General features: G+C 73.2%; 13 protein-coding genes. 6 read left to right on the top strand and 7 right to left on the bottom strand.

What is annotated here, in order from left to right:
* Window positions 1–48: 48 nt before the first annotated feature.
* A complete protein-coding gene (locus tag ABZ887_RS07950; protein ID WP_361284647.1) occupies window positions 49–1,164 on the bottom strand; it encodes an aminotransferase class V-fold PLP-dependent enzyme in 1,116 nt (371 codons plus the stop codon).
* 229 nt (window positions 1,165–1,393) lie between these two features.
* Here ABZ887_RS07950 and ABZ887_RS07955 point away from each other — a divergent pair, with 229 nt between their 5' ends.
* The 5 genes from ABZ887_RS07955 (at window position 1,394) to ABZ887_RS07975 (ending at window position 6,146) form a co-directional block, all read left to right on the top strand.
* On the top strand, window positions 1,394–2,248 hold the full coding sequence (locus ABZ887_RS07955) for an ABC transporter substrate-binding protein (RefSeq protein WP_361284306.1): 855 nt from the start codon (window positions 1,394–1,396) through the stop codon (window positions 2,246–2,248).
* A complete protein-coding gene (locus ABZ887_RS07960; protein ID WP_361284309.1) occupies window positions 2,245–3,081 on the top strand; it encodes an amino acid ABC transporter permease in 837 nt (278 codons plus the stop codon). Before ABZ887_RS07955 ends, ABZ887_RS07960 begins: the two co-directional genes overlap by 4 nt.
* Window positions 3,078–3,851: an amino acid ABC transporter ATP-binding protein gene (locus tag ABZ887_RS07965; RefSeq protein WP_361284312.1), complete on the top strand. Its 774-nt coding sequence runs from the start codon at window positions 3,078–3,080 to the stop codon at window positions 3,849–3,851. Before ABZ887_RS07960 ends, ABZ887_RS07965 begins: the two co-directional genes overlap by 4 nt.
* A 122-nt stretch (window positions 3,852–3,973) precedes the next feature.
* A complete protein-coding gene (locus ABZ887_RS07970) occupies window positions 3,974–5,065 on the top strand; it encodes an amidohydrolase family protein (RefSeq protein ID WP_361284315.1) in 1,092 nt (363 codons plus the stop codon).
* A gap of 142 nt (window positions 5,066–5,207) precedes the next feature.
* Window positions 5,208–6,146 carry an SCO1860 family LAETG-anchored protein gene (locus ABZ887_RS07975; protein ID WP_361284318.1) on the top strand — a complete coding sequence of 313 codons (939 nt, stop codon included), beginning with the start codon at window positions 5,208–5,210 and terminating at the stop codon, window positions 6,144–6,146.
* A gap of 130 nt (window positions 6,147–6,276) precedes the next feature.
* On the opposite strand, the gene cobC is transcribed toward ABZ887_RS07975, so the two are convergent.
* From cobC to cobM, 6 genes are read right to left on the bottom strand one after another with little or no spacing between them, the layout of a single operon-like run.
* Complete coding sequence (gene cobC, locus ABZ887_RS07980; protein WP_361284321.1) at window positions 6,277–7,443, bottom strand: Rv2231c family pyridoxal phosphate-dependent protein CobC; 1,167 nt, start codon at window positions 7,441–7,443, stop codon at window positions 6,277–6,279.
* Entirely contained in the window at window positions 7,433–8,362 is a 930-nt protein-coding gene (locus ABZ887_RS07985; protein ID WP_361284324.1) for a sirohydrochlorin chelatase, read from the bottom strand. The genes cobC and ABZ887_RS07985 overlap by 11 nt, the downstream gene beginning before the upstream one ends.
* Window positions 8,359–8,943: a precorrin-8X methylmutase gene (locus ABZ887_RS07990; RefSeq protein ID WP_361284327.1), complete on the bottom strand. Its 585-nt coding sequence runs from the start codon at window positions 8,941–8,943 to the stop codon at window positions 8,359–8,361. The genes ABZ887_RS07985 and ABZ887_RS07990 overlap by 4 nt, the downstream gene beginning before the upstream one ends.
* Window positions 8,940–10,643, bottom strand: a complete 1,704-nt coding sequence (gene cobJ, locus ABZ887_RS07995) for a precorrin-3B C(17)-methyltransferase (RefSeq protein WP_361284330.1) — start codon at window positions 10,641–10,643, stop codon at window positions 8,940–8,942. The genes ABZ887_RS07990 and cobJ overlap by 4 nt, the downstream gene beginning before the upstream one ends.
* Complete coding sequence (cbiE, locus tag ABZ887_RS08000; RefSeq protein ID WP_361284333.1) at window positions 10,640–11,896, bottom strand: precorrin-6y C5,15-methyltransferase (decarboxylating) subunit CbiE; 1,257 nt, start codon at window positions 11,894–11,896, stop codon at window positions 10,640–10,642. The genes cobJ and cbiE overlap by 4 nt, the downstream gene beginning before the upstream one ends.
* The gene (cobM, locus tag ABZ887_RS08005) at window positions 11,893–12,729 is read right to left on the bottom strand and encodes a precorrin-4 C(11)-methyltransferase (RefSeq protein ID WP_361284336.1); all 837 of its coding nucleotides are present in this window, start codon (window positions 12,727–12,729) and stop codon (window positions 11,893–11,895) included. Before cobM ends, cbiE begins: the two co-directional genes overlap by 4 nt.
* An 84-nt stretch (window positions 12,730–12,813) precedes the next feature.
* On the opposite strand from cobM, the gene ABZ887_RS08010 reads away from it, so the two are divergent.
* Window positions 12,814–13,542 carry a ZIP family metal transporter gene (locus ABZ887_RS08010; RefSeq protein WP_361284339.1) on the top strand — a complete coding sequence of 243 codons (729 nt, stop codon included), beginning with the start codon at window positions 12,814–12,816 and terminating at the stop codon, window positions 13,540–13,542.
* The last annotated feature ends 11 nt before the right edge of the window (window positions 13,543–13,553 follow it).

A 13,553-nucleotide genomic window follows, 5' to 3' on the forward strand; every position in this document is an offset into this window, starting at 1 on the left:
GCGGGCAGAAGAACTCGGGAAAGCCGTCGATCGAAAGGGAATTCAAAACTACTTTGAATTCGGGTGCTGCCAGGCGGATTCCACCGCCTGCCGGGCCGCCTCCGGGTCCACCGTCAGCCCTCGTGCGGCGAGTCCCGCGCCGAGCGCCGCCAGGCTCGACCGGACGGCGTCGGCCGTCGCGTCCACCCCGTAGTGGTTGACCCGGACCATCTCCTTGGCCAGCGCGCCCCCGCCCGCGGCCAACGGCAGGCCGCCGTCGCCCGCCAGGGCCTCGGCGACCAGTTCGGACGCCACCACGCCCGGCGGCACCCGCAGCGTGGTGGCCACCGGTGCCGCGTCGGACTCCGCGTACACGTACGGCTCCAGGCCGCCGCCCAGGGCCACCGCGCCCGCCCGGGTGGCCAGCGCGGCCGTGCGGTGCCGGGCCGTCACGGTGTCCAGGCCGTCCGCCTCGATCCGCTCCAGGCACGCCTCCAGCGCCAGCATCTCCAGCTGCGCCGGCGCGTGCAGCAGCGCCTTGCGGCCGCCCTCGACCCAGCGCTCCTTCCAGTCCAGCAGGGAGAGGTAGGAGCGGCGCGGGGCCTGCGGGTTCGCCGTCATCCGGGCCCATGCCCGCGCGCTCACCGAGATCGCCGAGACGCCCGCCGGGCCGCCCATCGCCTTCTGGGCGCCGATCACGCACAGGTCCACGCCCCACGCGTCCGGCAGCACCGGCTCCGCCCCGACCGAGGCGACCGCGTCCAGGTAGAACAGGGCGCCGTGGGCCCGTACCACCTCGCCGATCTCCGCGACCGGGTTGGTGTTGCCGGTCGCCGCCTCCGCGTGCACCAGGGAGACGAAGTCGATCTCCGGGTGCGCGGCGAACGCCTCCCGGATCTGCCCGGCCGTCACCGCCGTGTGGAACGGCACCGCGAGGTCGATCACGGTCGCGCCGCAGTCCCGCAGCCAGTCCCCGAACGTCTGCCCGTACGGACCGGTGATCACGTTCAGCGCGGTGGTGCCGGGCCCGGCCGTCGCCCTGATCGCGCCCTCCAGCGGCAGCAGCGCCTCGCCCTGCGTGATCACGACGTCCTGCCGGGTGTCCAGCAACCGGGCCACCCGGTCCTCGATCGCGGCGAAGCGGGCGGCGGTCAGCGGGGGCAGATCGAGGAAGGGGTGGGTCACGGCGGTGCTCTCCTCAGTCACGGACAGGTGGATCAGGACGAGCGTAACCGGCACCCGTCCACGCCCCCGTCCACACCTGTGACCGGCGACTTCTTAGGCCGGACGGCTCCATCGCCATGGGTTTGGTTTGAGGAACCCAAACATCTCCTTATAATCGGAACCCGCAGAATCGGAATCCAAAGCTCCCTCACAGCTTCGCGGGAGCCCCCACAGACTCACGGGAGGTCTCGTGACCACGCTCCTCGGGCGCCGCCGGGCTCGCGCCCTGGCCGCCGTCACCGCCGCGGCCGGGCTGGCCCTCGTGGCCGGCTGCACGTCGAGCGGCAACGGCTCCAGCGCCTCCAGGACGGCCGCCGGCGGGGTCGTTCTCGTCAAGGCCGGGCAGCTCACCACCTGCACCCACCTGCCGTACCCGCCGTTCCAGTCGGAGATCGACGGCAAGGTGCAGGGCTTCGACGTGTCGATGATCGACCTGGTTGCCAAGAACCTCGGTGTGAAGCAGCAGATCCTCGACACGCCGTTCGAGAACTTCAAGACCGGCGCCTTCCTGAACTCCGGCGAGTGCGACCTGGCCGCGGCCGGCATGACCATCACCGCCGAGCGCAAGAAGAACGTCGACTTCTCCGACCCCTACTTCGACGCCACCCAGGCCCTCCTCGTCGACAAGAACAGCGGCATCACCTCGCTCGCCGACGCCAAGGCCAAGAAGGTCCAGCTGGGCGCCCAGGCACAGACCACCGGCGAGGACTACGTCAGGAAGCAGGGCTTCGACCCGGTCTCCTTCGAGTCCTCCGACGCCGTCCTCAACGGCCTGCGCACCGGCCAGGTCAAGGCCGTCGTCATCGACTACCCGGTGGTCCAGGGCTGGCTCAAGGACAAGGCCAACGCGAACGCCTTCCAGGTCGCCGGCAACATCAACACCGGTGAGCAGTACGGCTTCACGGTGAAGAAGGGCAACACCAAGCTCCTCGCCGCCGTCGACAAGGCGATCGCCGACGCCAAGGCCGACGGCACGTACAAGAAGCTGTACGAGAAGTGGATCGGCCCCTACGACGCCTCGGCCGCGTCCCCCGCCGCCTCATGACCGCAGGCACGGACACCGGACTCCAGCCGCGCAGGAAGGGCCTGTCCCGGCGGCAGAAGCGCCGGCTGTCGCGCGGAGCCCAGTACGTCGTCTTCGTCGCCGCCGTGGTCGCGTTCGCGGCCGGCGCCGACTGGGGACGGCTGCAGAACCAGTTCGCCCAGTGGGACATCGCCAGGCAGATGTTCCCGGACGTCATCACGCTGGCGCTGAAGAACACCGTGCTCTACACGCTGTCCGGCTTCGTCGTCGGACTGGCCCTCGGCATGGTGATCGCGCTGATGCGGCTGTCGTCGGTCGGCCCGTACCGCTGGCTGGCCGGCGTCTACATCGAGATCTTCCGCGGCCTGCCCGCCCTGCTGATCTTCATCTTCATCGGCGTCGCCGTCCCGCTCGCCTTCCCCGGCACCGAGATCGTCGGCGGCACCTACGGCAAGGTGGCCCTCGCGCTCGGCCTGGTGGCCGCCGCCTACATGGCGGAGACGATCCGCGCGGGCATCCAGGCGGTCCCCAAGGGTCAGATGGAAGCGGCCCGTTCCCTGGGCTTCTCCCCGGCGCGCGCGATGATCTCGATCATCATCCCCCAGGCGTTCCGCATCATCCTCCCGCCGCTGACCAACGAACTCGTCCTCCTCTTCAAGGACTCCTCCCTGGTCCTCTTCCTCGGCGTCACCCTGGAAGAACGCGAACTGTCCAAGTACGGCCGGGACCTGGCCAGTACGACCGCCAACTCCACGCCGATCCTCGTCGCCGGCCTGTGCTACCTGCTGGTCACGATCCCGCTCGGCTTCGTCGTCCGCCGCATGGAGGCGAAGGCCCAGGAGGCCGTCCGATGAGCCGACCCGAGATCGAGGTGAAGGACCTCCACAAGTCCTTCGGCGACAACGAGGTGCTGCGCGGCATCGACCTGGAGATCGGCCAGGGCCAGGTCGTCTGCGTGATCGGCCCGTCCGGCTCCGGCAAGTCCACGTTGCTCCGGTGCGTCAACCTCCTCGAAGAACCCACCAAGGGCCAGGTGTTCGTCGGCGGCACCGAGTTGACGGACCCGGACGTCGACATCGACGCCGTGCGCCGCCGTATCGGCATGGTCTTCCAGCAGTTCAACCTGTTCCCGCACCTCACGGTGACCGAGAACCTCACGCTGCCGCAGCGCCGGGTGCTCCGGCGGGACAAGGCGACGGCAGCGAAGACGGCCGCGGAGAACCTGGCCCGCGTCGGCCTCTCGGAGAAGGCGGACGCCTACCCCGCCTCCCTCTCCGGCGGCCAGCAGCAGCGGGTGGCGATCGCCCGCGCGCTGTCCATGGGCCCCGAGGTGATGCTCTTCGACGAGCCGACGTCGGCCCTCGACCCGGAACTGGTCGGGGACGTCCTCGCGGTGATGCGGGTGCTGGCGCAGGAGGGCATGACCATGATGGTGGTCACCCACGAGATGACCTTCGCCCGCGAGGTCGCCGACCGGGTGGTCTTCATGGACGGCGGGGCGATCGTCGAGGACGGCACCCCGGACCAGGTCATCGGCAACCCGCAGAACGAGCGCACCCGCCATTTCCTGTCCCGGCTGCTGGATCCGGCGATGGCGGACGTGGAGGAGGACGGAACCCCTTAGGCCGCGCGCGCCCGCTGGGGCGCGCCCCGAAGGGGCGCGGGGCTGTATTCGATATGCGGCTGCCGCCGCGTGGGCGCGACCAGCCACGACGCACCGGCACCCGACGAACTATCGTGCCTCCCATGACCGATCAAGCGGTGCTGCACGTAAAGGGACGGATCCTTGTCGGCCCCGACGACGTCCGCGACGAGCTGTGGGTCCTCGGCGGACGGATCTCCTACGACCGCCCCTTCGGCCCCCAGGACGTCCGCACCGTCGAGGGCTGGGCCCTCCCCGGTCTCGTCGACGCCCACTGCCACGTCGGCCTCGGCCCGCACGGCCCGGTCGACGCGGCGACGGCGGAGAAGCAGGCCCTCACCGACCGCGAGGCCGGCACCCTCCTCATCCGGGACGCCGGCTCGCCCTCCGACACCCGCTGGGTCGACGACCGCGACGACCTCCCGAAGATCATCCGGGCCGGCCGGCACATCGCCCGCACCCGCCGCTACATAAGGAACTTCGCCCACGAGATCGAGCCCGCGGACCTGGTCGCGTACGTCGCCCAGGAGGCCCGGCGCGGCGACGGCTGGGTCAAGCTGGTCGGCGACTGGATCGACCGCGACCTCGGCGACCTGGCGCCGAGCTGGCCGCGGGACGCCGTCGAGGCGGCCATCGCCGAGGCCCACCGGCTGGGCGCCCGGGTCACCGCCCACTGCTTCGCCGAGAGCTCGCTCCGGGACCTGGTCGAGTCCGGCATCGACTGCATCGAGCACGCGACGGGACTGACGGAGGACCTGATCCCCCTCTTCGCCTCCCGCGGTGTCGCGATCGTCCCGACCCTCGTCAACATCGCCACCTTCCCGCAGCTCGCGGCGGGCGGCGACACCAGGTTCCCGCGCTGGTCGGCCCATATGCGCCGGCTCCACGAACGCCGCTACGACACCGTCCGGGGCGCCTACGACGCCGGCATCCCGGTCTACGTCGGCACCGACGCCGGCGGCTCCCTCGCCCACGGCCTGGTCGCGGGCGAGGTCGCCGAACTGGTCACCGCCGGGATCCCGCCCCTCGACGCGCTCGCGGCGACCAGCTGGGCGGCCCGCGCCTGGCTCGGCAGGCCCGGCCTGGAGGAGGGCGCACCGGCCGACCTGGTGGTGTACGAGAGCGACCCGCGCGCCGACGTACGCGTCCTCGCGTCCCCCCGCCGGGTGGTGCTGAACGGGCAGGTCGTCGAGTAAAGGAACGCCTGTGCCTGCCGACTCGAATGCGTGCACGGAAAGTCCACTATGGAGTGAAGTAACGCAGGATTGCCGCCCGTTCACCCACAGTGCGTAATTCTTGGCGGGTCCCGAGCAAGTTTCCTCTGGGGGTCCCACCACCTTGAACAGCGACACATTCCGTATGCCCGCACGCCGTCTCGCGACCTTCGCGACGGCCACGGCCCTGGCCGCCGGTCCCGCGGTCCTGGCCGGCGCGGGCACCGCACACGCGACCGCCGACCACGGTCGTGCGAGCGCGGTCGTCCTGCGCACCGGGCTCGACGTCTCCCTCGTCAACAAGACCGTGAACGTCCCGCTCGCGGTCTCCCTGAACGAGGTCCAGGCACCGCAGAGCTCCGACCGGACCGCGCTCACCGCCACGCTCGACGGAGTGGACGGCGGCAAGCCGTTCCACGTCCTCGGCGCGGACGTCGCCGCGGCGAAGGCGACGGTCTCCGACGGCCGCGCCGAGGCCTCCGTCCACCTCGCCCACGTCCGGCTGCACCTGCCGGGCCTGCCCCTGCTGTCCCTGATCGAACTCGACACGGTCACGTCCAAGGCCGTCTGCGAGACCGGCAAGCAGCCGGAGGCCGACGCCAATGTGGTCGGCGCCGTCACCGTGTTCGGCAAGCGCGTGACGCTGAGCGCGGGCGGCCCCACCGACGTCAGGGTCCCCGGCGTCGGCGAGGTCCGCCTCGACCTGTCCAAGCGCGAGACGACGTCGACCTCGGCGGTGGCCAGCGCCCTCGAACTCAAGGTCTCCGTCAACCCGCTGAAGCTCAACGTGGCCGAGGTGGAAGGAACGCTGACCCTGGCGAGGACGACCTGCGAGATGCCGCCGGACCCGGCAGCCGCATCGGACCCCGCAGCCGCCTCGGCCGATCCGGCCGATCCGGCCGACCCGGTGTCCGACGTGAAGGTCCAGGGCGCCCCGGCGAAGGAGACGAAGCTGGCGGAGACGGGCGGCAGTTCGGTGACGCCGTACGTGGCGGGGGGTGCGCTCGTACTCGTGGTTGCCGGGGGAGGGGCATTTCTTCTGACGCGCCGCAGGAGTTCTTGAGAAAGCCCGCTGAAGGCGCCCCTTCAGGGGCGCGGGGCGGTAGTCGATTTGCGGCTACCGCCGCGCGGGCGCGACCAGCCACAACGCACCCGCACTTGCCCACGGTCCGCAGTTCCCCCCTCCGATCCCCTCAGGCTCGTATCAACATCAACGCCTGATCCAGCGCCTGCAGGAACCGGTTCACCGTCACCCGGTCCCGCACCGCGATCCGCACCCAGTCCTCGTCCAGCCCCGGAAACGTGTCCCCCCGCCGCACGGCGTACCCCAGCACCCGCAGCTGCCGGCGCACCGCCGCCGCCTCCGCCATCCGGACGAGCACGAACGGCCCCTCCGCCGGCCCCGCGACCCGCACCCCCTCCGGCGCGAACTCCTCCAGCCCCGCCACCAGATGGGCCCGGTCGGCGGCGACGCGGTGCGCCGCATGCGCCGCCTCCGCCAGCGCGCGCGGCGCCACGCACGCCTCGGCCGCCGCCAGGGCCGGCGTGGACACCGGCCACAACGGCTGCGCCCGCTCCAGCTCGGCGATGATCTCCGGCGCGGCCAGCACGTACCCGATCCGCAGCCCGGCCAGCCCCCACGTCTTCGTGAGGCTGCGCAGCACCACCAGACCCGGAACGTCGGTCCGCCCGGCCAGCGCCTCCCGCTCGCCCGGCACCGCGTCCATGAACGCCTCGTCGACCACCAGCGTCCGCCCGGGACGCGCGAGCCCGGCGATCGCCTCCGCCGGATGCAGCACCGACGTCGGGTTGGTCGGATTGCCGATCACCACCAGGTCGGCGTCCTCGGGGACGGCCGCCGGATCCAGCCGGAACCCGTCCGCCTCCCGCAGCAGCACCCGGTCCACGGTGTGCCCGGCGTCCCGCAGCGCCGCCTCCGGCTCGGTGAACTGCGGGTGCACCACCACCGGCTGACGCACCTTCAGCGCCCGCGCCAGCAGGACGAACGCCTCCGCGGCGCCCGCCGTCAGCAGCACCCGCTCCACCGGCAGCCCGTGCCGCTCCGCGACCGCCGCCCGCGCCGCCCGCCCGTCCGGGTAGGCCGCGAGCCCGCCCAGCGACTCGGCGATCCGCTCCCGCAGCCAGACCGGGGGAGTGTCGGTGCGCACGTTGACCGCGAGGTCGACGAGCGCCGGACCGCCGTCCCTGACCTCGGCGTCCCCGTGGTGGCGCAGATCGTGCCCGCCTCCGAAGCCTCCGGAGCTTCCGGTCCCCTCGGGGCCGCCGGAGCCTCTGTCGCCTCCGGGGCCGCCGGAGCCTCTGTCGCCTCCGGGGCCGCCGGAACCGTCCTCAGTGCGCATGCGCGTGTCCGCCATGGTGGTGGTGTCCGTGTCCGTGGTGGTCGTGTCCGTCGTCGTCCGGGTGGAAGTGCGGCTGCTGCGGCAGCCCGACCTTGTCCTCGAAGCCGGGCAGCGCGATCCGGTAGACGCACGAGTCGCAGTTCATCCGCAGATCACCCTCGACCGCCTCCCGGTACCGCTCCATCACCAGGTCGAGCAGTTCCGGCTCGGGCCCTACGACGTCCGCCGAACGTACCTCGATCTCCGGGTGCGCGGCCGCCCAGCCCTCGGTCTGCTGCCGCACCCGGTCCGGCAGGATCCCGGTGAAGAGAAAGTACGGCAGGACGACGATCCGGCGCGCCCCCAGTTTCAGACACCGGTCGAGCCCGCTCGGCACGTCCGGCGCCGCCAGCGACACGAACGCCGTCTCCACGCCGGCGTACCCGCGTCCCTCCCAGAGCAGCCGGGCCGCCTTGTGCACCTCGGCGTTGGCGTCGGGGTCCGTCGAACCGCGGCCCACCAGCAGCACGGTCACGTCCGCCCGGTCCAGCGCGGCCCGCGAGGAACCGCCCAGCGCCTCGTCCAGGCGCCGTTCGAGGACCGACAGCAGGGCGGGGTGCGGCCCGAGCGGACGGCCGTAGGTGTACGAGATCCCCGGGTGCCGCTCCTTCTCCCGGGCCAGTGCGGCCGGGATGTCGCCCTTGGCGTGCCCGGCGGAGACCAGCATCAGCGGCACGGCGGCGAAACGCCGTACCCCCTGCTCCACCAGCTCGGCGACGGCATCGCCGAGCGGCGGCGGGGACAGCTCGATGAAACCGCCCGCGACGGGCAGTTCGGGGTGGCGGCGCCCCAGCTCCCGTACGAAGTCGCGGAACGCCTCGGCCCCGGCTTCGTCCCGGGTTCCGTGGCCGGCGATGAGCAGGGCGGGCGGGGTGGTCACAGCATCTCCTCGGAAGTGGGGTGGTACAGCAGGGCGTTGAGCGCGGCGGCGGCGACCGCCGAGCCGCCCTTCTCGGACACGTTGCTGACGGCGGGCAGACCGCTCTCGCGCAACGCGGCCTTGGACTCGACGGCGCCGACGAAGCCGACGGGCAGACCGATGACGAGCACGGGGGAGGCGTCCAGGGTCAGCAACTCCTCCAGGGCGGTGGGCGCGTTGCCGATCACCCACAGGGCGCCGGGCCCGACCTGCTCGTAGGCGAGCCGGATCGCGTGTGCCGAACGGGTCAGGCCCGGCCCGGACTCGGCGTCCTTCAGCCGGCACACGGTCTCCCGGCGGGTGATCCCGGCGCCGACCATCTCGACGTCCACGACGACCGGCGCCCCGGCGTGCAGCGCCGCATGGGCCTTCACCAGGTCGCCCTCGTCGGTGACCAGGTCGGCCGCGTACTCCAGGTCGGCCGCGGAGTGGACGACCCGCTCCACCACGGCCCGGGTGAGCGGTGGGAAGTGCGAGGTGTCCAGGCGGGCGCGCAGCCGCCGGTAGGACTCCTGCTCGATGGGATGGACGATCCGGTTCACCTGGCCTCCTCCGGAGCGCTCTCCTGCCAGCGGTAGCCGCGCGGGGTGACCATGCGCCCGGCGATGTTCCGGGTCGCCGTGTTCCCCACGGTCACGACGGTCATCATGTCCACCCAGGCCGGGTCCAGCGCGCCCAGGGTGGTCAGCCGGCTCGACTCGTCGGCGCGCGAGGCGTTGCGTACGACACCGACGGGTGTCGTCGGCTCGCGGTGCCCGGCGAGGATCGAGAGCGCCTTGGGCAGCTGCCAGTCGCGGCCCCGGGAACGCGGGTTGTAGAACGTCACGACGATGTCCGCCTCGGCCGCCGCGCGCACCCGGCGCTCGATGACCTCCCACGGCGTGTGCAGGTCGGACAGGCTGATCGAGACATGGTCGTGGCCCAGCGGCGCGCCCAGGATCGCCCCGGCCGCGAGCGCCGCGGTGACCCCCGGCACGCCGATCACGTCGATGTCGTCGGAGGCCTCGGCGAGCGCGGGGGAGGCCATCGCGTACACGCCGGCGTCCCCGCTGCCGATCAGCGCGACGGCATGCCCGGCACGCGCCTCGGCGACCGCGGTACGCGCCCGCTCCTCCTCGGCGCCGAGCCCCGACTCCAGGATCCGGGTGCCGGGCCGCAGCAGGTCACGGATCTGGTCGACGTACTGGTCGAGGCCGACGAGCACGGACGCGCGGCGGAGTTCGGCCAGGGCACGCGGGGTGAGCAGGTCCCGGGCGCCCGGGCCGAGCCCGACGACCGCGAGCCGCCCGCGCGCGGGACGCCGTACGACGGCACAGGTAGCCATCGCGGGCCGGCCGTCCGCCCGCTCCGACTTCCGCTTGGGGACGAGGAGTTCGCCGCCCCGCACCAGTGCGGCGGCCTCGGCGACGGACGGGGTGCCGACGGCGGCGAGGGGAGCGTCCGAGGGGTTGGGGACCCGGACCCCGGCCAGCTCCTCGGCGGAGTACGTCACCAGCGGGACCCCGAGCCGCGCGGCCGCCGCGACGATCCCGGGCTCCTCGGCCTTGGCGTCGACGGTGGCGAGTTCGGCGATGCTGCGAGGCGACAGCCCCGCCTCCCGCAGGACGGTGTCGACGAGCGTGAGCACCTCCTCGACGGGGGCGCCCCTGGAAGCACCGACGCCGACGACCAGGGACGGCGGTCGCAACAGCACCTCGTTCTCGGCGGGTTCGACCGCGCGGTCGGTCAGCCGGACGGAGTGGGCGCCCTCCTCCGCCAGCGGCAGCGGGGGCAGTGGCCATCCCAACTCGGCGCGCAGGGCCACCGGTTCGCCGTCCAGCAGGGCCCGCGACACGGCCGCCACCGAGCCCTCGACCGGGAGGCCGAGGGCGTCGAGCCCGAGCAGCCCGACCGAGTCGGTGGCGGTGGTCACCACCGGCTGCGCGGCCAGCAACTCACCGACTTCCCCGGCGAGTTCGTTCGCACCGCCGCCGTGCCCGCCGACCAGCGACACGGCGAACCGCCCGCCCTCGTCGACGCACACCACACCCGGGTCGGTCGCCTTCTCGCCCAGCAGCGGGGCGATCAGCCGTACCACCGCACCCGTGGCCAGGAAACACACCAGCTGCTCGCACTCCGCGAACGCGGACCGTACGGCGTCCTTGACGGGGCCGTCGTACACGCGCGTGCGGTCCGGCCACGCCGCGGCCAGCCGGTCGCGCGCCGCCGCCCCCGCCGCGGTGGCGGAAATCAGGCCGATCACAGAGCAACTCCTTCTTCGGATCCTTCTTCGGGTCCGTGGTCGGAAACGGGGATCCTGGACCCCCACAGCAGAAACACGGGATTGGTCGCCGCCAGCCGGGTCACCTCGCCCGGCAGCGGCGCGAGACGGGAGGACTGCAGCAGCACCCCGTCGCAGGAGAACCCGGCACCGGTGAGCGCCGCCCGCGCCGCCGGCACCCGGTCCAGGGCGGCCATCGCGACCACCACCGTCCGCCGGGCGCGGGCCGCGCAGGCGGTGACGACGGCGGGGAGCTCGGCCCCGCCCCCGCCGATGAACACGGCGTCGGGATCGGGGAGTCCGGCCAGGGCGCCAGGTGCTATGTCACACACCACATCCACATACACCCCGTGCGCCCGCGCGTTGGCGGCGATCCGCTCCACCCCGTCCGCCGCCTTCTCCACGGCGACGGCGGCGGCGCCCAGGCGCGCGCACTCCACGGCCACCGACCCGGACCCCGCGCCGACGTCCCAGACCAGGTCGCCCAGCCGGGGCCCGAGCCGGGCCAGGGCCAGCGCCCGCACCTCGAACTTGGTGATCATGGAGTCCCGGTGCGCGAACTCGTCCTCGCCGAGGGCCCATCCGGGGGGCTCCGCCCGGCCGCCCGCCACCGTCCGCACGGCACCGAGCGCCCGCGACTCGTCCAGGCAGAGGACGACACTCACGTCCGTACCCCAGTCGCGCGCGGCGGCCTCGGCCGGGGTGACCCGCTCCACCCGCTCCCGCTCCGGATCACCGAGCGCGCTCGCCACGACGAGCAGCCGGTCCGCGGGCACCGCCGACCCCAGCTCCGCCGGACCTGCCCCCGGCCCGGTCAGCACCGCCACCTTCGGATGCGCCCGGCACACGTTGACCGCCGTCCGCGGCTCCCGCCCGTGCGCGCTGACGACCACCGCGTCGTCCCAGGGCAGCCCGACCCGCGCGAAGGCGGCGGCGACGGACGACACCCCGGCCCGCACGTCCAGCCGGTCCGCGCCGAACCGCTCCGCCAGTACTCGCACGATGCCGAAGAACCCGGGATCCCCCGAGGCCAGCACGGTCACGGGCAGGTCCTTGCCGACGTGCTCCTCGATGGTGTCGAGGGCGGGCGCCAGCGGCCCGAGGACGATCCGCTCGACCCCCTCGGGCAGCCGCACGGCGTCCAGGTGCCGGCGCCCGCCGACGACCAGCCGGGCGCCGGCCAGGACGCCGGGCGGCAGCGGCGCGCCCGTCCCCGTGCCGACCACCGTGATCATGTACCGGCCCCCCGCTCGCGCAGCGCCCGCCGGGCCTCGGGGTCGGCCTTGCGGAAGCCGTGGAAGTGGCCGGGGTGGTAGAGGTGCGAGCGGGTGCCGTGGGCGGCCAGGGCCGGGCCGACCAGGAAGAGGGTGTGCTTCCAGAGCCTGTGCTCCTTGACCGTCTCCTCCAGGGTCTCGATCGTGCACCGCACGACCAGCTCCTCCGGCCAGGTCGCCTGATAGGCGACGACGACCGGGGTGGAGGTCGGGTAGCCGCCCTCCAGCAGCTCGCGCACCAGCTGCCCGCTGCGCGCGGCGGAGAGGAAGATCGCCATGGTGGTCCCGTGCCGGGCGAACTCCCGCACCTCCTCCCCGGGCGGCATCGGCGTCTTGCCGCCGCCGAGCCGGGTGAGGACGACGGACTGCGCGACCTCGGGAATGGTCAGCTCGCGCTGCGCGAGCGCGGCCACGGCGGAGAAGGAGGACACGCCCGGCACGATCTCGACCTCGATGCCGATCCCGGTACACCGGTCGACCTGCTCCTGCGTACCGCCCCAGAGCGCCGGGTCCCCGGAGTGGATCCGGGCGACCCGCAGCCCCTCCGCCCGCGCCCGCTCGTACACGGCGACGACGTCCTCGAGGGACATCGTCGCGGAGTCAAGGACCTCCGCGTCCTCGCGGGCGTGCTGGAGGACCTCCGCCTGCACCAGGCTCGCGGCCCAGATCACGACGTCGGCCTCGGCGATCGCCCGCGCGGCCCGGAACGTCAGCAGATCGGCGGCGCCGGGGCCGGCACCGACGAAGGTCACCTTGCCGGCGGGAGCGCCGGCTGCGGCTGCGGCATCGGCCATGGAAATTCGGTCCTCTCTGGACAAAGGGTGTTACGGGCGCTGCTGGATGTGCGCTGAGGCGGTTCGATCGGATAGCAAGGGCACATGGCGGTCTTCGTCGCGCTCGGCGCGTTCCTGATGACGCTGGCCGGCGGCTGGACGGCACAGCGTGTGACCGACCGTCGCCACCTGGTCCTGGGCCTGGCCGGCGGTCTGATGCTCGGGGTGGTCGGTCTCGACCTGCTGCCGGAGGCGCTGCGCGCAGCCGGCCGCGAGGTCTTCGGCGTACCGGCCGCCCTGATCCTCTTCGTGGCCGGATTCCTGCTGGCCCATCTGGTGGAACGCACCCTGGCCCTCCGCCAGGCCGCGCACGGCGCCGACGAGCACGGTCACCGGGCACCCGAGGTGGGCCTGACGGCGGCCGGCGCGATGGTCGGCCACAGCGCGATGGACGGCGTGGCGATCGGCGCGGCCTTCCAGGTGGGCGGCGGCATGGGCGCGGCGGTGGCCGTCGCGGTCATCGCCCACGACTTCGCGGACGGCTTCAACACGTTCACGATCACGAGCCTGTACGGCAACGCGCGCCGCCGGGCGATAGCGATGCTCGTCGCCGACGCCTGCGCACCGGTCCTCGGCGCGCTCTCCACGGTCTTCTTCACCATCCCGGAAGCCCTGCTCGGCGGCTATCTCGGCCTCTTCGGCGGCGTCCTGCTCTACCTGGCCGCCGCCGAGATCCTGCCCGAGGCGCACCACGAGCACCCGGCCCGCTCGACGCTGCTGTGCACGGTCGCCGGCGCGGCCTTCATCTGGCTGGTGGTGGGCATCTCCAGCTGACGCGGGCCCGC

The organism is Streptomyces sp. NPDC047061, assembly GCF_040643955.1.
Taxonomy (GTDB): Bacteria; Actinomycetota; Actinomycetes; order Streptomycetales; family Streptomycetaceae; genus Streptomyces.